This is a genomic window from Methylobacterium sp. M6A4_1b (assembly GCF_053345175.1).
The window spans coordinates 1-16,607 of the sequence record NZ_JBKEZQ010000020.1 but is presented as its reverse complement, the minus strand read 5'-3'; the positions used below and the strand labels follow the sequence as shown (position 1 = coordinate 16,607).

The 16,607-nt window shown below is 71.5% G+C and carries 18 protein-coding genes; 12 read left to right on the top strand and 6 right to left on the bottom strand.

The features are described from left to right. Window positions 1–3: 3 nt before the first annotated feature. Complete coding sequence (gene xth / locus ACLBWX_RS17375) at window positions 4–798, bottom strand: exodeoxyribonuclease III (protein WP_447678253.1); 795 nt, start codon at window positions 796–798, stop codon at window positions 4–6. 105 nt (window positions 799–903) lie between these two features. On the opposite strand from xth, the gene ACLBWX_RS17370 reads away from it, so the two are divergent. The 4 genes from ACLBWX_RS17370 to ACLBWX_RS17355 all read left to right on the top strand — a co-directional run bounded on the left by ACLBWX_RS17370 (window position 904) and on the right by ACLBWX_RS17355 (window position 5,591). After that, complete coding sequence (locus ACLBWX_RS17370) at window positions 904–1,608, top strand: ceramidase domain-containing protein (protein WP_447678252.1); 705 nt, start codon at window positions 904–906, stop codon at window positions 1,606–1,608. Between the two features lie 184 nt (window positions 1,609–1,792). Further along, window positions 1,793–3,115 carry a homoserine dehydrogenase gene (locus ACLBWX_RS17365; RefSeq protein WP_447678251.1) on the top strand — a complete coding sequence of 441 codons (1,323 nt, stop codon included), beginning with the start codon at window positions 1,793–1,795 and terminating at the stop codon, window positions 3,113–3,115. 134 nt (window positions 3,116–3,249) lie between these two features. Further along, window positions 3,250–4,236: a class II fructose-bisphosphatase gene (gene glpX / locus ACLBWX_RS17360; protein WP_447678250.1), complete on the top strand. Its 987-nt coding sequence runs from the start codon at window positions 3,250–3,252 to the stop codon at window positions 4,234–4,236. Between the two features lie 305 nt (window positions 4,237–4,541). After that, entirely contained in the window at window positions 4,542–5,591 is a 1,050-nt protein-coding gene (locus ACLBWX_RS17355; RefSeq protein WP_447678249.1) for a tlde1 domain-containing protein, read from the top strand. A 102-nt stretch (window positions 5,592–5,693) separates the two neighbouring features. Here ACLBWX_RS17355 and ACLBWX_RS17350 read toward each other — a convergent pair whose 3' ends face one another. The 4 genes from ACLBWX_RS17350 to ACLBWX_RS17335 form a co-directional block, all read right to left on the bottom strand. Beyond that, a complete protein-coding gene (locus ACLBWX_RS17350; protein WP_447678248.1) occupies window positions 5,694–6,569 on the bottom strand; it encodes a tetratricopeptide repeat protein in 876 nt (291 codons plus the stop codon). A 260-nt stretch (window positions 6,570–6,829) separates the two neighbouring features. Beyond that, a complete protein-coding gene (locus ACLBWX_RS17345) occupies window positions 6,830–7,900 on the bottom strand; it encodes a 5-(carboxyamino)imidazole ribonucleotide synthase (RefSeq protein ID WP_447678299.1) in 1,071 nt (356 codons plus the stop codon). A gap of 82 nt (window positions 7,901–7,982) precedes the next feature. Next, window positions 7,983–8,480, bottom strand: coding sequence for a 5-(carboxyamino)imidazole ribonucleotide mutase (purE, locus tag ACLBWX_RS17340; protein WP_447678247.1), 498 nt, complete (start codon window positions 8,478–8,480; stop codon window positions 7,983–7,985). Between the two features lie 125 nt (window positions 8,481–8,605). Then, entirely contained in the window at window positions 8,606–8,824 is a 219-nt protein-coding gene (locus tag ACLBWX_RS17335) for a YdcH family protein (RefSeq protein ID WP_055949968.1), read from the bottom strand. A gap of 194 nt (window positions 8,825–9,018) precedes the next feature. On the opposite strand from ACLBWX_RS17335, the gene ACLBWX_RS17330 reads away from it, so the two are divergent. The 6 genes from ACLBWX_RS17330 to ACLBWX_RS17305 all read left to right on the top strand — a co-directional run bounded on the left by ACLBWX_RS17330 (window position 9,019) and on the right by ACLBWX_RS17305 (window position 13,621). Then, on the top strand, window positions 9,019–9,201 hold the full coding sequence (locus ACLBWX_RS17330) for a YdcH family protein (protein WP_056470003.1): 183 nt from the start codon (window positions 9,019–9,021) through the stop codon (window positions 9,199–9,201). 310 nt (window positions 9,202–9,511) lie between these two features. Further along, entirely contained in the window at window positions 9,512–11,452 is a 1,941-nt protein-coding gene (locus ACLBWX_RS17325; RefSeq protein ID WP_447678246.1) for a propionyl-CoA synthetase, read from the top strand. Between the two features lie 56 nt (window positions 11,453–11,508). Next, on the top strand, window positions 11,509–12,627 hold the full coding sequence (locus ACLBWX_RS17320; RefSeq protein WP_447678245.1) for an NADH:flavin oxidoreductase/NADH oxidase: 1,119 nt from the start codon (window positions 11,509–11,511) through the stop codon (window positions 12,625–12,627). Between the two features lie 83 nt (window positions 12,628–12,710). Continuing rightward, window positions 12,711–13,070 (top strand): hypothetical protein, encoded by a 360-nt coding sequence (locus ACLBWX_RS17315; RefSeq protein ID WP_447678244.1) that lies wholly within the window; start codon window positions 12,711–12,713, stop codon window positions 13,068–13,070. Window positions 13,071–13,126: 56 nt separating this feature from the next. Continuing rightward, window positions 13,127–13,294 carry a hypothetical protein gene (locus ACLBWX_RS17310; RefSeq protein WP_200930020.1) on the top strand — a complete coding sequence of 56 codons (168 nt, stop codon included), beginning with the start codon at window positions 13,127–13,129 and terminating at the stop codon, window positions 13,292–13,294. Window positions 13,295–13,324: 30 nt separating this feature from the next. After that, window positions 13,325–13,621, top strand: coding sequence for a hypothetical protein (locus tag ACLBWX_RS17305; RefSeq protein WP_447678243.1), 297 nt, complete (start codon window positions 13,325–13,327; stop codon window positions 13,619–13,621). Between the two features lie 92 nt (window positions 13,622–13,713). Here the strand turns inward: ACLBWX_RS17305 and ACLBWX_RS17300 are convergent, their stop codons facing one another. Then, window positions 13,714–14,475: a phosphodiester glycosidase family protein gene (locus ACLBWX_RS17300; protein ID WP_447678242.1), complete on the bottom strand. Its 762-nt coding sequence runs from the start codon at window positions 14,473–14,475 to the stop codon at window positions 13,714–13,716. A gap of 253 nt (window positions 14,476–14,728) precedes the next feature. Here ACLBWX_RS17300 and ACLBWX_RS17295 point away from each other — a divergent pair, with 253 nt between their 5' ends. Then, window positions 14,729–15,196: a hypothetical protein gene (locus ACLBWX_RS17295; RefSeq protein WP_447678241.1), complete on the top strand. Its 468-nt coding sequence runs from the start codon at window positions 14,729–14,731 to the stop codon at window positions 15,194–15,196. Window positions 15,197–15,323: 127 nt separating this feature from the next. Next, window positions 15,324–16,352 (top strand): IS110 family transposase, encoded by a 1,029-nt coding sequence (locus tag ACLBWX_RS17290; RefSeq protein WP_447678112.1) that lies wholly within the window; start codon window positions 15,324–15,326, stop codon window positions 16,350–16,352. The last annotated feature ends 255 nt before the right edge of the window (window positions 16,353–16,607 follow it).

Genomic DNA, 16,607 nt, shown 5'->3' with positions numbered 1-16,607 from the left:
CGCTCACGCGTCGGTGAGTTCCGCCGTCACCGGCACGTGGTCGGAGGGCTTCTCCAGGCCGCGCAGGTGCTTCTGCACCGAGGCCGAGAGCAGGCGGTCGGCGGCCTGGGGCGAGAGCAGGAGGTGGTCGATCCGGATGCCGGCATTCCGGTTCCAGGCCCCCGCCTGGTAGTCCCAGAAGGTGTAGAGGCCTGGCCGCGGGTCGCAGGCCCGCAGGGCGTCGGTGTAGCCCTCGGCGAGGAGCGCCCGGAACGCCGCCCGGCTCCGCGGCAGGAACAGGGCGTCCGCGCGCCAGGCCTCGGGGTCGGCGGCATCCTCCGGCTCGGGAATGACGTTGTAGTCGCCGGCCAGCACCACCGCCTCTTCGGCCTCGCGCAGGCCCTGCGCGTGGCGCCGCAGCCGCTCCAGGAAGCCGAGCTTGTAAGGGTATTTCGGGCTGTCGACCGGATTGCCGTTGGGCAGGTAGATCGAAGCGACGCGCACGGGACGCACAGCGTCGCCGGAGACCAGCGCCTCGATGTAGCGGGCCTGCTCGTCGCTGTCGTCGCCGGGCAGCCCGCGGCGGATCTCGGACATCGCGAGAGGCGCGCGCACCAGCAGGGCGACGCCGTTATAGGCCTTCTGGCCCAGGGTCTCGACGGCGTAGCCCGCCGCTTCGATCTCCGCCCGGGGAAAGCCTTCGTCCTGGCATTTCAGCTCCTGCAGGCAGACCACGTCGGGCTTGGCCTCGTCGAGGAAGCCGACGAGGTGGCCGACGCGCTGCTTGATCGAATTGACGTTCCAGGTGGCGATCCGCATGGGCTGGGAGTCTCTGAGGGTCTTTGCGCGAGGGTGTCCGTCATCGGGCCTTCGCTTCGGGCTGGCAAGACGTCACGGATCGCGGGGCGGACGGATGGGGGCCGGATGGCCGGGCACTGGCTGACACCGATCTACGCCTATTGCGAGCGCAGCGATCCCGGCTTCTGGGCGGAGCCGGTCAACGCCCTGTCCAACGGCGCCTTCCTGGTCGCCGCTGGCCTGGCGGCGTGGCGCGTGCGCCGGGCCGGCACGGGGGATGTCCCGGCCCTCCTGCTCAGCGCCCTGGTGGCGGTGGTGGGCCTCGGCTCGTTCCTGTTCCACACCCTCGCGGTGCAGTGGTCGCTGCTGGCCGACGTCATCCCGATCGCGCTGTTCATCGACGCCTATTTCCTCCTGGCGATGCGCCGCTTCTTCGGCCTCGGCCTCATGGCGGCGCTGGCCGCCACCCTGGGCTTCGCCGCCTTCAACATCGGCCTGGAGCCGGCCCTCGACGGGCTGACGGGCCGGTCGATGGAGGCGCTCACCAACGGCTCGATCGGCTACGCTCCGGCGATCCTGGCGCTGGCGGGCGTCGCCGCCGGCCTGCTGGCGTCGCAGGGCCGCCCCCTCGGCCCGGTCCGGCGCGAGGCCGGACGGGCGCTCCTCGGGGTCGCCGCGCTGTTCGCCGTCTCGCTCGCCTTCCGCACCCTCGACCGGGCGGTCTGCCCGGCCTGGCCGCTGGGAACCCACGCCCTCTGGCACGTCCTCAATGCCGGGGTGCTCCACGCGCTGATCGCCGTCGCGGCCCGCTACCGCGAACGCCGATCGTAACGCCGCGGGTCCGCGACGGCCGGGCGTTTTGTTGCGCGCCCCGGCAAATCGTTGCAGAAGATCGGGCCGCGTCGAGCGCGGCAATCGCCTCCGCCGACCGACGCCAAGGCCCCGCGCCGCCGCCGGACGCGGCAGGTCCCGGATGCGGCAGGCCTCCTACGCGACAGAGTGACGGAACACACCCATGACACAGAGCCTTCGCCTCGGCGTTGCCGGCCTCGGCACCGTCGGCGCCGCCGTCGTCCGGATGGTCGCCCGCCGGGCCGAGGCCCTGGGCCAGACCAGCGGTCGGACGATTCGGGTCACTGCCGTCTCGTCGCGCGACCGCAGCCGCGACCGCGGCCTCGACCTCGCCGGCGTGGCCTGGTTCGACGATCCCGTCGCCCTGGCGCGCTCGGGTGAGGTCGATTGCGTGGTCGAGCTCATCGGCGGCGCCGAGGGCCCGGCCCGGGAGACGGTGGAGGCGGCCCTGGCCGCCGGCAAGCACGTGGTCACCGCCAACAAGGCCCTGCTGGCCAGGCACGGCGCGGCGCTCGCCCGGCAGGCCGAGGCGGCGGGGGTGGCGCTGGCCTACGAGGCCTCCGTCGCCGGCGGCATCCCGGTGATCAAGGCCCTGCGCGAGGGCCTGACCGGCAACGCCGTCTCGCGCGTCTACGGAATCATGAACGGCACCTGCAACTACATCCTCACCCGGATGGAGCGCGAGGGCCTGACCTTCGAGGCCTGCCTCAAGGACGCCCAGGCGCTCGGCTATGCCGAGGCCGACCCGACCTTCGACGTCGAGGGCTTCGACACCGCCCACAAGCTCGCGATCCTGACGAGCCTCGCCTTCGGCACCGAGGTCGATGCCGAGGGCGTCTCCGTCGAGGGCATCTCGGCGATCCAGCCCCTCGACCTGACCATGGCCGAGGAGCTCGGCTACCGGATCAAGCTGCTGGGCGTCGCGCAGGTCGCGGCCGGGGGCATCGAGCAGCGGGTGCACCCGACCATGGTGCCGAAATCCTCCGCCATCGCCCAGGTCATGGGCGTGACCAACGCGGTCACCATCGACGCGGACGCGGTCGGTGAACTCACCCTGATCGGCCCCGGCGCCGGCGGCGAGGCCACCGCCTCGGCCGTGGTCTCGGACATCACCGACATCGCCGCCGGCACCCGTCGCCCGACCTTCGGACGGCCCTCGGCCGCCCTGAGCCCGTCCCAGCGCGTCGCCATGCAGCGGCACGAGGGCGGCTACTACATCCGCCTCACCGTGCACGATCGCCCCGGCGTCGCCGCGGGCGTGGCCACGCGGATGGCCGAGCGCGACATCTCCATCGAGAGCATCCTGCAGCGCCGGTCCGAGAGCGCGGCCTCGAAGGACCCGCACGGCCGCTCGGGCCAGCCGGTCCCCCTGGTCCTCATCACCTACGCCGCCACCGAGGGTACGATCCGGGACGCCCTGGACGCCATCGCGGGCGACGGCCTGCTCGCCGAGGCGCCCCAGCTGATCCGGATCGAGCGCGAATAGCGCCGGCTGCGTCTGCAAACGGACGATCGGTGGACGAACGAAGAAAAGTGCGTGCGACTGGCGAAACTTAGTGCCTCACTCGCATTTTAGTTCATAAGGGGCGCCCGAGAGAGGCGCAGGGGCGCGAGGCTCATATGTCCGGTGGCAACTTGGAATCGCGCGCGCCGGTGGCGCGGTCCCTGACCCTCGAGCTGGCGCGCGTCACCGAGCGCGCGGCCATCGCCGCCGCGCGCCTGCGCGGGCAGGGCCGCGAGAAGGAGGCCGACCAGGCCGCCGTCGACGCGATGCGCCTCGAACTCAACCTCCTGCCCATCGACGGCACCGTGGTGATCGGCGAGGGCGAGCGCGACAACGCCCCGATGCTCTACATCGGCGAGCGCCTCGGCACCGGCGACGGCCCGAAGGTCGACATCGCCGTCGACCCCCTGGAGGGCACCACCCTCTGCGCCAAGGACATGCCCGGCGCCATCGCGGTGACGGCCCTGGCGGAGGCCGGCTCCCTGCTCGCCGCCCCCGACGTCTACATGCAGAAGATCGCCATCGGTCCCGGCTATCCGGCCGGCCTCGTCGACCTCGACGCCAGCCCGGCGGACAACATCGGCGCGCTCGCCCGGCACAAGGGCGTCGACCCGGCCCAGATCACCGCGATCATCCTCGACCGCCCGCGCCACATGCAGCTCGTGGCCGCCGTGCGCGCGACGGGGGCCGGTATCCGCCTGATCTCGGACGGCGACATCGCCGGCATCATCCACACCGCCAATGCCGATGCGACCGGAGCCGACATCTATCTCGGCATCGGCGCGGCCCCCGAGGGCGTCATCGCCGCCGGCGTACTCCGCTGCATCGGCGGCCACATGCAAGGGCGCCTGATCCTCGACAGCCATGACAAGCGCGAGCGCGCCGCCCGGATGGGCATCAGCGATCCCAACCGGAAGTACGAGCTGCACGACTTGGCCCGCGGCGACGTCATCGTCGCCGCCACCGGCGTCACCGACGGCGCCCTGCTCAGGGGCGTCCGGTTCCGACCCGGCCTGATCGAGACCGAGACCGTGGTCTACCGTTCCGCCAGCGGCACGGTCCGACGCATGCTCTGCGAGCACCGCCTGCTCGGCGAGGTCTGAGGCGGCGAGGCCGGGCGCGATGCGCGCGGCCCGAACCCCGCCGGATCCGATGTTCTCGAAGCCGGATCTACTGCATTCGGCGGCCGGCCGGGGCGCGATCGGCCTCACCATTGGCCAAATCGACGCCGTCTCGGCCTGTATAGGCACCCAAAGTCGGCGCAATGCCGCCATCAAATTGCCGATTCGGCCGACTGAGATGGCCATCGTGACGGCCGAATACTTCCGAGTTCGTCACTCGCGCCCGAAATGGCACGGATGGAGGGACCGGCATCGGCGCCGGCCCGGAACGGCGGATCGCGCTGATCATGATCGACCTTGCCAGAAGCCACGACGTGACGGGCCACGACACGATGGGCCACGATCCGCGGACCGGCGATGCCGGGGCCTCCCCGCGGCGGTCGGGCCTCGCCGTCGGCGGAACGCTGGCGCTGGCCGTCCTCCTCGGCGGCGGCCTGGCCTACTGGTCCCGTCACCCGGTCCCGGTCCGGGACGATGCCGTGGCGGCCGGCGCGACGATCACGGCGGAGCCGGACGCGGCGCAGGTCGCCGGCGGGCCAGGACCCGCGACGCAGGCCGAGGGTGAACCCGCCGCCCAGGCGCAGGGCGAGGCGCCGGACCCCGCGGAGGAGACCGCCGTGGCGGCCGCGACGCCCGAGCCTTCGCCGCCGGACGCCGGTCCGGCGCCATCCACCCTCGCCGCCGTCGCCGAGCCCCTGGCGCCGCGGCTGGTCCCGCTCCCGGTGCCGCGCCCCCCCGAATTCCGTGCGGGCCGGGCCTCGTCCCGCCCGGCGCGCGCCGCGGCGCGTCAGACCCCGCCCGCCGCCGCAGCCCCGCCGGAGGACACCCGCTCCTTCGTCGAGAGGCTGTTCGGCATCGAGAACCCGGAGCCGCCGCGGCTCGCCTACGCGGCCCTGGAGACCAAGCCCGCCGACGACGTCTTCCGCAGGGCGCTGAATCTGGTGCCGCGCAGCGGCACCGGCGGGGTCGCGGTCTACGACATCCGCGCCAAGGTGGTGACGCTCCCGAACGGCGAAAAGCTCGAGGCGCATTCGGGCCTCGGCGAGAGCATGGACGACCCCGCGCACGTGCATGTCCGGATGAAGGGCCCGACCCCTGTCGGCACCTACGACATCACCGAGCGCGAGCAGCCCTTCCACGGCGTCCGCGCCCTGCGCCTCAATCCCGTCGGGGGGCCGGAGGCGGTGCACGGCCGGGTCGGCCTCCTCGCGCACACCTACATGCTCGGGGCGAGCGGCGCCTCGAACGGCTGCGTCTCGTTCAAGAACTACGAGAAGTTCCTGCAGGCCTACCTGCGCGGCGAGGTTCAGCGCCTGATCGTGGTCGCCGGCGGCTAGCGCCGCCGGACGCGCGCGTTCGCGGAAACCTCGGCCTCCGCCCGCGCCCCCGATCCCTCCGGGACCGGGCCGGCGCGCCGGATCTCCCGGCTTTACGAGGGCCTAGTTGAACAACGAGCCGACGCCGCCCTGGACGCGGCCGAGGCCCTGCTTGGCGACCGGGTTGCCGGGCTCGATCTGCGCGGCGCGCTGGTAGCTCTCCACCGCTTCCTTCTTGCGGTTGGACTTCTCGTAGGCGAGGCCGCGATAGGCCCAGGAGGTGGCGTCCTTGTTGTTGACGTTGAGCGCCGCGTTGTAGTCCTCGATCGCCTTGTCGTACTGGTTGGTGGCGATCAGACTCTGGCCGCGGGCGGCATAGGGGGCCGCCACGAAGGGGTTGCGGTCGATGGCGGCGTCGAAATCCGCGATGGCCTGGGTGTTCTGGCCCTGCTTCTGACGAACGAGGCCGCGGGCGTGATAGGCCTCGGCCGATTCCGGCGCGAGGCGGATCGCCTGGTTCAGGTCTGAGGTGGCGCCCTCGAGGTCGCCCTGGGCGCGCAGCACGTTGGCGCGGCCGATATAGGCGGGGGCGTAGTTCGGGTCGGCCGCGATGGACTTCGAGAAATCCTGCAGCGCGGCGTCGTTGCGGCCGATCTGGCGGTTGGCCAGGGCGCGGTTGTTGTAGGCGGAGGCCGAGTTCGGATCGATCTGCACCGCCTTGGTGAAGTCGCCGATGGCGTCGTTGAACTGACCGGCCCGGGCATAGGCCGCGCCGCGCGTGACGTAGGCCGCCGCGTCGTTGGGGTTGCGCTGGATCACGTCGCTGAGCGACGCGATGTTGACCGTGGTGGCCCCCGTCTGGTCCGATTCGAGCACGGCGAACTGGCGCGACGCGGTGGCGCCGCCGCCATAGGTCTCGCAGCCGGCCAGGGCGGCCGCCACGAGCGCCGTGGCCCCGATCAGCCCCGCCTTCGATGCCCGCAGCTTCAAAACCGTCATGGTCCTCGCTCCCCCCGGCGTCGCGCGCGACACCGCCCCCGAATCGATCGTATCCCTCGCCGGCGCCCGCATGGTCGGGGCCGATCGCGCCGGCACCATCCCGCATCGCGGTGAATGGGCGCTTAAAGTCGGCGACGGGTTCCGCTCAAGCGGTTGGATGTGGCGAAGGTATGGCCCGCCGCGCGCACCGGCCCGAAACGGCCGGCGGAGCCGTCAGTTGCCGGACCCGTGTCGCAATCGGGCCGCGGTTCGGAAGGCCTTCAGGGCTTCGGCAGCAGCCGGGTGACGTGACCCATCTTGCGGCCGGGCCGGGCCTCGCCCTTGCCGTAGAGGTGGAGCTGCGCCCCCGGCTGGCCCAGGATCGCGGCCCAGTCGTCGACGTCGCCGCCGATGAGGTTGTGCATTTCCACCGCCATGCCGCCGACCCGGGCCGAATCGCCCAGCGGCCAGCCGCAGACCGCCCGGACGTGCTGGGCGAATTGCGAGGTCGTCGCGCCCTCGATGGTCCAGTGCCCGGAATTGTGGACCCGCGGGGCGATCTCGTTGACCACGACGCGGGCGGGACCGTCCGCCTGGGGCACCAGGAACATCTCGACGGCGAGCACGCCGACGTAGTCGAGCGCCTCGGCGATGCGGCGCGCGATGCCGATGGCGGCGGCCTCGGTCTGCGGCGCGATGCCGGGCGCGGGAACGCGCGTGACGGCGAGGATGTGGTCGCGGTGCTCGTTGGCGCAGGGATCGAAGGCCGCGAAGGCCCCGTCGGCCCCGCGGGCGGCGACCACCGACACCTCCGCCTCGAACGGCACGAACCCTTCGAGGATGCAGGGCGCGCCGCCGAATTCGGCCAGGATCGCAGCAGGATCGATCGCAGCAGGATCGATCGCGGCGGAATCGGATTCGCCCTCCGCGCGGATCATGCGCTGGCCCTTGCCGTCGTAGCCGAAGCGGCGGGTCTTCAGGACCGCCGGGCGGCCGATCTCGGCCAGCGCCCGGGCGAGGTCTTCGGCCGTGTCGACGGCGCGGAAGGGCGCGGTCTCGATGCCGAGTTCGTTGATGAAGCGCTTCTCGGTCAGCCGGTCCTGGGTCGTGGCGAGCGCCGCGGCGTTCGGGTGCAGGGGCGCCTTCGCGGCCAGGGCCTCGGCGGCCTGCGCCGGGATGTTCTCGAACTCGTAGGTGACCACGTCGACGCTCGCGGCGAAGCGCGCCAGGGCCTCGACGTCGTCATAGGCCGCGACGGTGGCCTCGGCCGACACGTCGAAGGCCGGACTGTCCGCGTCGGGGGCGAAGACGTGGACCCGCAGGCCGTAATTCGCGGCCGCGAGGGCGATCATGCGCCCGAGCTGGCCGCCGCCCACGATGCCGAGGGTCGCGCCGGGGCGAAGGGAGGGGATCGGGGTCAAGGCGCGTCGCTTTTCACGGTAAGTCGCTTTGCGGGATCTCGGCGACGCTCGCGGTCTGCGCGGAGCGCCAGGCCTCGAGCCGCGCGGCGAGGGCCGGATCGGTGAGGGCGAGGATGGCGGCGGCGAGCAACGCGGCGTTGACCGCGCCCGCCCGGCCGATGGCCAGGGTGCCCACCGGGATGCCGGCGGGCATCTGAACGATGGAGAGCAGGCTGTCCTGGCCCGACAGGGCCTTCGATTCCACCGGGACGCCGAGGACGGGGAGGGGGGTCATCGCCGCCGTCATGCCGGGCAGGTGGGCGGCGCCGCCGGCGCCCGCGATCACCACCTGGAATCCTTCGGCCTTGGCGCCCTTGGCGAAGGCCACGAGGCGGTCGGGGGTGCGATGGGCCGAGACGATGCGGTCGTCATGGGCGACGCCGAGCGCATCCAGCGTCTCGGCGGCATGCCGCATGGTCGCCCAGTCCGACTGGCTGCCCATGATGATCGCGACCGGGGAGGCTCCCGCCATGGTCGTCAGATCCCTTCGCGATCAGGTGTTGAGACGGACCGTGCGACGCGCCGCGGCCCCTGGAACGCGGAATACAAAAGCGGTGGCGCGCCCGCAAGGCGGGGCCTCCGCGGCCCCGCGCCCGGTCAGGCGATGATGTCGGGGGTGATCTGGTCCTCGAGATACGAGATCCGGTCGCGCAGGGAGAGCTTGCGCTTCTTCAGGCGCTGGATCTGAAGCTGGTCGGCCACCACGCCGACCTCGAGGGCGTCGATCGCGCCGTCGAGATCGCGGTGTTCCTGCTTCAGCCGCGCCAACTCGTCGGCCGGTTCCACCGATGCATCGTTATCGAACTGGACCGCCATCGCACCTGATGCCCCGGGACGCTTTCGCGGCCGACCATGCGACAGCCGGCCGGCCTGGGCAAGAACCCGCCGCCCCTCCTGCACAAACATCCGCCTGCTCAAACATCCGTCAAGCCTGGCCGTCGATAGGCTTCGACAGCCGGCTGATCATATGCCAGTCTGGACCCGTCGAAACGAGACAGGAGACACAGCTCATGTCACTGCAGACGCACCTGACCCAGCTCGCCCGGAAGCACGAAGCCCTCGAGCGGGAAATCCACGACGCCACCCTCCGCCCATCGGCGAACGATCTGCAGATCGCAGAACTCAAGAGACGCAAGCTCCACCTCAAGGACGTGATGAACCGCCTGCGAAGCGAATCCGACCAGCTGCATTAGCGGCCGTTCCGGCCCCACATCCTAATCTCTAGAGCGTTCGCCGCCGCCGCTGGTCTCCAGGGCGGCGGTCTTCGTTTCCGCTATCCTCGCGCCGCGGGTCTCCAGGGCGGCGGTCTTCGTTTCCGCTATCCTCGCGCCGCCGGTCTCCAGGGCGGCGGTCTTCGTTTCCGCTATCCTCGCGCCGCCGGTCTCCGGAGCGGCGGTTTTCGTTTCTCCCCAGTCCGGGCAGGATGGCGAAGCGGCCCGGCGGCGTAAATTCCGGTAGAGTGCGGAGAAACCGGCATCCACGACCGGTCGCGCAGGATACGCCATGGACGCCACGCCCCCCGCCCCGAATCCGCTGCCCGGCTCCTACGCCGAGGTCCATGCGGCCTCCCTGCGCGATCCCGAGGCGTTCTGGCTCGATGCGGCCCGGGCGATCGACTGGGCGAGCGCGCCGACCCGCGCCTTCGACGGGGCGGCCGGCGCCTACGGCCGCTGGTTCCCCGACGCCTCCCTGAACGCCTGCCACAACGCCGTGGACCGGCACGCGGAGGGGGGCCGCGGCGACCAGGCCGCGATCCTCTACGATTCGCCCGTCACCGGCACGAAGCGTCGGATCACCTACGCGGAGCTGCGCGATTCGGTGGCCGCGCTCGCCGGGGTGCTCCGCGACCTCGGGGTCGGCCGGGGCGACCGGGTGGTGATCTACATGCCGATGGTGCCCGAGGCGCTGTTCGGCATGCTGGCCTGTGCCCGCCTCGGGGCGGTGCATTCCGTGGTGTTCGGCGGGTTCGCCGCCAACGAACTCGCGATCCGCATCGAGGATGCCGCGCCCAAGGTGGTGCTCGCGGCCTCCTGCGGCATCGAGCCGAGCCGGGTCGTCGCCTACAAGCCTCTCCTCGACGCCGCCCTCGCGGCCTCCGCGCACAAGCCGGCGGCCTGCCTGATCCTGCAGCGCCCGCAGGCCGCGGCCGACCTCGTGCCGGGGCGCGACCACGACTGGGCCGAGACGGTGGCGCGGGCGAGAGCCGAGGGCCGGCGCGCCGAATGCGTGAGCGTGGCGGCCGCCGACCCGCTCTACATCCTCTACACCTCCGGCACGACGGGGAAGCCCAAGGGCGTGGTGCGCGACACCGGCGGCTACTGCGTGGCGCTGACCTGGTCGATGCCCAACCTCTACGACGTGGCCCCGGGGGAGACCTATTTCTGCGCCTCCGACATCGGCTGGGTGGTGGGGCATTCCTACATCGTCTACGCGCCGCTCCTGCACGGCTGCACCACGGTGCTCTACGAGGGCAAGCCGGTGGGCACGCCCGATGCCGGAGCGCTCTGGCGGGTGGTGGCCGAATACGGCGCCGCCTGCCTGTTCACCGCACCGACCGCCCTGCGGGCGATCAAGAAGGACGACCCGCGCGCCGAGCGCGTCGGCGCCTACGACCTCTCGGCCTTCCGGTCCCTGTTCCTGGCCGGCGAGCGGGCCGACCCCGATTCGGTGGCCTGGGCGGAGCGCGCCCTCGGCCGGCCGGTCATCGACCATTGGTGGCAGACCGAGACCGGCTGGGCCATCGCGGGCAACCCCGTCGGCCTCGGCCGGCTGCCGGTCAAGCACGGCAGCGCCTGCGTGCCGATGCCGGGCTACGACCTCGCCGTCCTCGACGAGGCCGGCAAGCCGGTGCCGGCCGGAACGATGGGCACCATCGCCCTGCGGCTGCCCCTGCCGCCCGGCTGCCTGCCGACCCTCTGGGGCTCGGAGGCGCGCTTCCGCTCGAGCTACCTCGCCACGTATCCGGGCTGGTACGACACCTCGGATGCCGGCATCGTCGATGCCGACGGCTACGTCACCGTGCTGGGCCGCACCGACGACATCATCAACGTCGCGGGGCATCGGCTCTCCACCGGCGGCATGGAGGCGGTGCTGGCGAGCCACCCGGACGTGGCGGAATGCGCGGTGATCGGCATCCGCGACGCCCTCAAGGGCGAGCAGCCCTGCGGCTTCGTCGTGCTGAAATCGGGGGTGGACCGCCCGACCCGGGCGATCGAGGGCGAGCTCGTGGCCCTGGTGCGCGAGCAGATCGGCCCCGTCGCGGCCTTCAAGCTGGCCCTGACCGTGCAGCGGCTGCCGAAGACCCGGTCGGGGAAGATCCTGCGCGGGACCATGAAGCGCATCGCCGACGGCGAGCCCTGGACCACCCCGCCGACCATCGACGATGCCGGCGTCCTCGACGAGATCGGCGCCAGCCTCAAGGCGCGCGGGATTGGCGGCGGCTAGCCAAGCGCGCGCCGGCGCGCCACCTATGTGGGCATGCAGCCAAGCCGGAGCCCTTCATGACCGCCCGCCTGTTCGAGCCCCTGCGCCTCGACGACCTCACCCTCGAGAACCGCATCATCGTCGCGCCGATGTGCCAGTACTCGGCCCATGCGGGCCAGGCCGGCGACTGGCACCTCATGCATCTCGGGCAGATGGCGATGTCGGGGGCGGGGCTCCTCACCCTGGAGGCGACGGCGATCTCGCCCGAGGCGCGGATCTCGCCCACCGATCTCGGGCTCTATTCCGACGAGACCGAGCGGGCGCTGGGCCGGGTCCTCGACGCGGTGCGGGCTCACGCGCCGGTGCCGATCGCGATCCAGATCAACCATGCGGGCCGCAAGGCCTCCAGCCGCGCGCCCTGGGACGGCGGCGCCCAGATCGACCCGCAAGCGCCGGACGGCTGGCGCACGGAAGCGCCCTCGGCGCTGGCGCACGGAGAGGGCGAGACCGAACCCCACGCCCTCGATTCGGAGGGACTGAAGCGGATCCGCGACGGCTTCGTCGCCACGGCCAAGCGCGCCCTGCACCTCGGCATCGACGGTTTCGAGCTGCACGGGGCGCACGGCTACCTGCTGCACCAGTTCCTCTCGCCCCTCTCCAACCGGCGCACCGACCAGTATGGCGGCTCGCTCGCCAACCGGATGCGGTTCCCGCTGGAATGCTTCGAGGCGGTGCGGGACGCCGTGCCGGCGGGCAAGCCGGTCTGGATGCGCGTCTCGGCCACCGACTGGGTCGAAGGGGGCTGGACCCTGGAGGAGACGGTGGAGCTCGCCCACGCCCTGAAACGCCGGGGCTCGGCCGCGATCCACGTCTCCACCGGGGGCCTCTCCACCCGCCAGCAGATCCCGCTCTCGGCGGGCTACCAGGTGCCGTTCGCCGAGCGGATCAAGGCCGAGACCGGACTCACCACGATCGCGGTCGGGCTCATCACCGAGGCGGCGCATGCGGAATCGATCCTGGCCCAGGGCCAAGCCGACGCGGTCTCCCTGGCGCGCGCCCTGCTCTACGATCCCCGCTGGCCCTGGCACGCGGCGGCCGAGCTCGGCGCGCAGGTGCGCGCGCCCCGCCAGTACTGGCGTTCGCAGCCGCGCCAGTTCAAGGACCTCTTCAGCGACACCCAGCACGGACAGCGCTGAGCATCCCGCGCGCGACGCCCGGGCACCCACCGCTTTCCCTGCACCATCCCGCCCGCGGCGGGCGCTTCGCGAGAGACACGAGCATGGACGACGACGACGTCACGACCTTCGCGGTGGAGCGGGTCCGCCTCGACATCGAGAACGGCATCACCCTGATCTCGGGCGCGGACGACGAGGAGGAGCCGGCGGGCTACTTCATCATCCAGATCGAGAAGGGCGATCCCGACGGGCCGCTGATTGAGGTCTTCGGCGAGGACCTGACCCAGTCGGACGGCGTCACCCGCCTCGAACTCGGCCTGCGCCACATGCAGTTCGCCTTCGACCCGCGCAGCACCATCGGGGCCGAGATGCCCTCGGTGCGCATCGAGTCGCGCACCGAGATCCCGGAGGGCGTGCGCGCCCGCCTGTCCGTGGCCTTCGGCAAACGCGCGAAGCGGGCCTGAGACGCGCGCGCGAAGCGGGCACGAGACCCACCATCATCGAGGCGAAGAGGCATTCCGTGGCGATCAAGGTCGGCGACTTCGTCGCATCCGACGACAACGAGGCCACCATGACGGTGGTGGCCCTGGAGGGGGACCGGGCGCTCTGCCGCTGGTTCGTCGACGGCGACGTCGACGGCGACGAGCAGGAGGCTTGGATCGACCTGACGGCGCTGACCGTTCTGTAGACGCAGCGGCACGGAAAGCCGGGAGGGGACATGTCCGAGATCGAGGAGAAGCGGCGCGAGATCGCCGAGCTGATCGCGCTGGAACTCGGCTTCGGCGACCTCGCGGCGCTGAGCGCGGCCGACCGGGCGGCCGTGGACCGTCAGACCGACGAGACCATCGCGGGCTGCGCGGCGAACAGCCCGGAGCCCGCCGATTGCGCCGAGGCCAACATCCGCCTGCGCGGCCTGCTCCAGCAGTACCAGGCCCTGCAGCTCCTCCGGAGCGACGAGGCCGACGCGCGGCTGGCGGCGGAGGGCGAGGTCTTCGGCCGAGAGGACGATGCCTGAGCGGCCGCGCCCTCGGCGCGCCACCCGCGCCCTCGGCGCGCCACCCGCGCCCTCGGCGCGCCACCCGCGCCCTCGGCGCGCCACCCGCGCCCTCAGCGCGCCACCGCCCCGACCATCGGACCGAGGGGCCGGCTGAGGTCCGAGCGGTTCATCGAGGGGGCGTAGAGGCTCGACACGCTGCCGTCGAGGAACAGCGCGTTGCGGCAGCCGAGGGCGTCCTTGAACAGCCGCGCGAAGGCGCCGAAGCTGACCGGGCGCTCCGAGATCGCGAACACGGCGGTGCGGCCGTCGTCGCGGACGCCGACCCCGTTGCGGATCTTCTGGCTGGGACCGTCGGCGGAGATCTTGGGGTGGATGTGCCCGTCCACCACCAGCATCGGCCCGGACTGCGTGGCGAAGTCCGGCTTCGGAGGGCTGCGCAGGTAGCGGCCGGTCTCCATCACGCCGGCGCGCTCGCCCTTCACCCAGAAGATGCCGTTGGGCTTGAGGTGGAAGTTGCCCGGCCCGTTGGCGGTGGAGACGCCCTTCAGCTCGCGCCCGTCCTCGATGTAGAGCCCGACCGGGGCCTGGCCCTTGTCGTACATGCCGGCATTCATCGCGAAGCGCAGCCCCGCCCCCTGCTTCTCGGCGAGCGTCGAGAGGGAGGAGTAGGGCAGACCGTCGGCGCCGAGCCAGAACACCCGGACCCGCTCGCGGCGCAGGTCCACGGTGCAGACCGTATAGGACTCGCCCTCCGCCTGGACGGCACGGCAGGGGGCGGGAGCGGGCGCCGCCGGGGCGGCCAAAGCCGTTCCGGCGAGGCCGAGGCCGAGGCAGACGGCGCGCAGGAGGGCGGTGACCGGGAAACGACTCACCTGAACGCGAGCCCGCACGACAACCTGCACCATGATCACCCGCATCGCCCTTGAGCCCGCTCGCCGGAGGATCGTGGCGGCCGGGTCCGCTTCCTCGCCCGAAACCCGCGGCGATTTCAAGGGCGGGTGTGCGCAGGCGGGGCGGCCGGCGTGCTTCACGATGACGGGAGACGCAGAAGGCGCATGAACCCTTCCGGGTGGCTCCGCGTTTGAGGTTCAAGGGGACGTTTCGGCTTCTCTCGGAGACGATGTGATGAAACGAGTTGTTCTGGCCTCCGTGGCCATGATCGGCGCGCTCGCGATGATTCCCGCCGCCGCAGAAGCGCGCGGCGGTTTCCACGGTGGTGGCTTCCACGGTGGCGGCGGCTTCGGCGGCGGTGGGTTCCGCGGCGGCTTCGGCGGCGGCGGCTTCCGCCATGCCGGCTTCGGTGGCTATCGCGGTGGCTTCGGCGGCTATCGCGGCGGGTATTACGGACGCGGATACGGACGCGGATACGGCTACGGCCTCGGCGGCCTGGGTCTCGGCGTCGGCCTCGGCCTGGCGGCGGGCGGCCTCTACGGCGCCTACGGCCCGGGTTACGGCTACGGCTACGGCGGCGGATACGCGCCCGTGGGCTACGGCGCCTACGATTACGGCTACGGCGGCGGCTGCTACACCGTCCCGCGCGTGCGCTGGACGCCGTACGGCTATCGCCGGGTGCTGGTCGAGCGCTGCTACTGACCGGATCCACCGGTTCGAAAAATCTCCGGGGGCCGCCGCGTGCGGCCCCTTTTATGGATGGCCCGCCCCTCACTGGGCTTCACTGCTAGGTTTGCAGTGTGGCTCACACGAGGGATGGAGCGGACCGATGGCCATTGCGATACTCGGGATCGATCTGGGCAAGAACAGCTGCAGCCTTGTCGGGCAGGATGCGACCGGTCGGGTCGTCTTGCGACGCCGGATGCGGCGCGAGACGGTGATGACCTTTGGCGCAACGCTTCCAGCTTGCATCATCGCCATGGAGGCGTGCTGTGGCGCGCATCACATGGGCCGGGCGCTCGCCGCTCAAGGCCACACCATCCGGTTGATGTCGCCGGAATATGTGCGGCCCTACGTCAAAGCCCAGAAGAATGACGACCGCGACGCTGAGGCGATCGCAGAGGCTGCGACGCGTCCGACCATGCGGTTCGTGGCATTGAAGTCGGAGGCACAGCTCGACATGCAGACCCTGCACCGGGTGCGGGACCAACTTGTCGGCGAACGCACGGCCCTGATGAACCAGATCCGCGCCATCCTTCTGGAGCGCGGTCACATCGTCCCGCAGGGACGCGCCAAGCTCGCCGCTAGCTTAGAAAATCTGCTCGATACCGAGGCGGTCTCTGACCTCACGCCACGGATGCGCATCCTCGTGGCGGACGTCCGGGATCGCTGGCAGTCCCTCGACGGACGCATCGCAGCCCTCGACGCAGAGTTCGTCGAACAGGCTCGGACCGACGAAAGTGCGCGCCGGCTTACCACCATCCCGGGCATCGGCGCCCTCAACGCGACGGCGCTGGTCGCGGCGATCGGTGATGTGGCGACCTTCGCCCGCGGACGTGATCTGGCGGCCTGGCTCGGCCTCGTGCCGCGTCAGGTCACAACGGGCGGACGACCACGTCTCCTCGGGATCACCAAACGTGGCAGCAAGTACCTGCGCAAGATGCTGATCCAGGGCGCTCGGGCCGCGATGCCGACTTTGCGCAAGAGCGATACGCTGATCGGCCAGTGGCTACGGGGCCTGCTGGCGCGGGCACATGCTAATACCGCCGTCGTCGCGCTGGCAGCCAAGATGGCTCGGACCGTGTGGGCACTTCTGCGCCACGAACGCGTCTATGAGCCGGCAGCGTTGGCTGCCTGAACCGAGCTTGGTCGGCGAAGCCTTCGTCGGCCTTACGTTGTCTGCGAGCGGCGAGAGAAAGATGGCCTGACAGTCGATCGGTGTTCTGGAAGCCTCTGGCGTAAAATGGCGCTCGACGCCGACCCTTTTATGAGGACCAGAACGCGCGGATCTCCATCTTGGCCAATGGCGCTGCCGGAAGGCCGGATACGTTTATGCAGACTGCTCAGACCAGCGGATCATAAGCCACTTGCGGACGGGGCGGGCCATACGTTT

What these genes read in the sequence shown, in the direction of transcription:
- xth (WP_447678253.1), bottom strand. Translation starts at nt 798, where the DNA reads ATGCGGATCGCCACCTGGAACGTCAATTCGATCAAGCAGCGCGTCGGC.
- ACLBWX_RS17370 (WP_447678252.1), top strand. Translation starts at nt 904, where the DNA reads ATGGCCGGGCACTGGCTGACACCGATCTACGCCTATTGCGAGCGCAGC.
- ACLBWX_RS17365 (WP_447678251.1), top strand. Translation starts at nt 1,793, where the DNA reads ATGACACAGAGCCTTCGCCTCGGCGTTGCCGGCCTCGGCACCGTCGGC.
- glpX (WP_447678250.1), top strand. Translation starts at nt 3,250, where the DNA reads ATGTCCGGTGGCAACTTGGAATCGCGCGCGCCGGTGGCGCGGTCCCTG.
- ACLBWX_RS17355 (WP_447678249.1), top strand. Translation starts at nt 4,542, where the DNA reads ATGATCGACCTTGCCAGAAGCCACGACGTGACGGGCCACGACACGATG.
- ACLBWX_RS17350 (WP_447678248.1), bottom strand. Translation starts at nt 6,569, where the DNA reads ATGACGGTTTTGAAGCTGCGGGCATCGAAGGCGGGGCTGATCGGGGCC.
- ACLBWX_RS17345 (WP_447678299.1), bottom strand. Translation starts at nt 7,900, where the DNA reads ATGATCGCCCTCGCGGCCGCGAATTACGGCCTGCGGGTCCACGTCTTC.
- purE (WP_447678247.1), bottom strand. Translation starts at nt 8,480, where the DNA reads ATGGCGGGAGCCTCCCCGGTCGCGATCATCATGGGCAGCCAGTCGGAC.
- ACLBWX_RS17335 (WP_055949968.1), bottom strand. Translation starts at nt 8,824, where the DNA reads ATGGCGGTCCAGTTCGATAACGATGCATCGGTGGAACCGGCCGACGAG.
- ACLBWX_RS17330 (WP_056470003.1), top strand. Translation starts at nt 9,019, where the DNA reads ATGTCACTGCAGACGCACCTGACCCAGCTCGCCCGGAAGCACGAAGCC.
- ACLBWX_RS17325 (WP_447678246.1), top strand. Translation starts at nt 9,512, where the DNA reads ATGGACGCCACGCCCCCCGCCCCGAATCCGCTGCCCGGCTCCTACGCC.
- ACLBWX_RS17320 (WP_447678245.1), top strand. Translation starts at nt 11,509, where the DNA reads ATGACCGCCCGCCTGTTCGAGCCCCTGCGCCTCGACGACCTCACCCTC.
- ACLBWX_RS17315 (WP_447678244.1), top strand. Translation starts at nt 12,711, where the DNA reads ATGGACGACGACGACGTCACGACCTTCGCGGTGGAGCGGGTCCGCCTC.
- ACLBWX_RS17305 (WP_447678243.1), top strand. Translation starts at nt 13,325, where the DNA reads ATGTCCGAGATCGAGGAGAAGCGGCGCGAGATCGCCGAGCTGATCGCG.
- ACLBWX_RS17295 (WP_447678241.1), top strand. Translation starts at nt 14,729, where the DNA reads ATGAAACGAGTTGTTCTGGCCTCCGTGGCCATGATCGGCGCGCTCGCG.
- ACLBWX_RS17290 (WP_447678112.1), top strand. Translation starts at nt 15,324, where the DNA reads ATGGCCATTGCGATACTCGGGATCGATCTGGGCAAGAACAGCTGCAGC.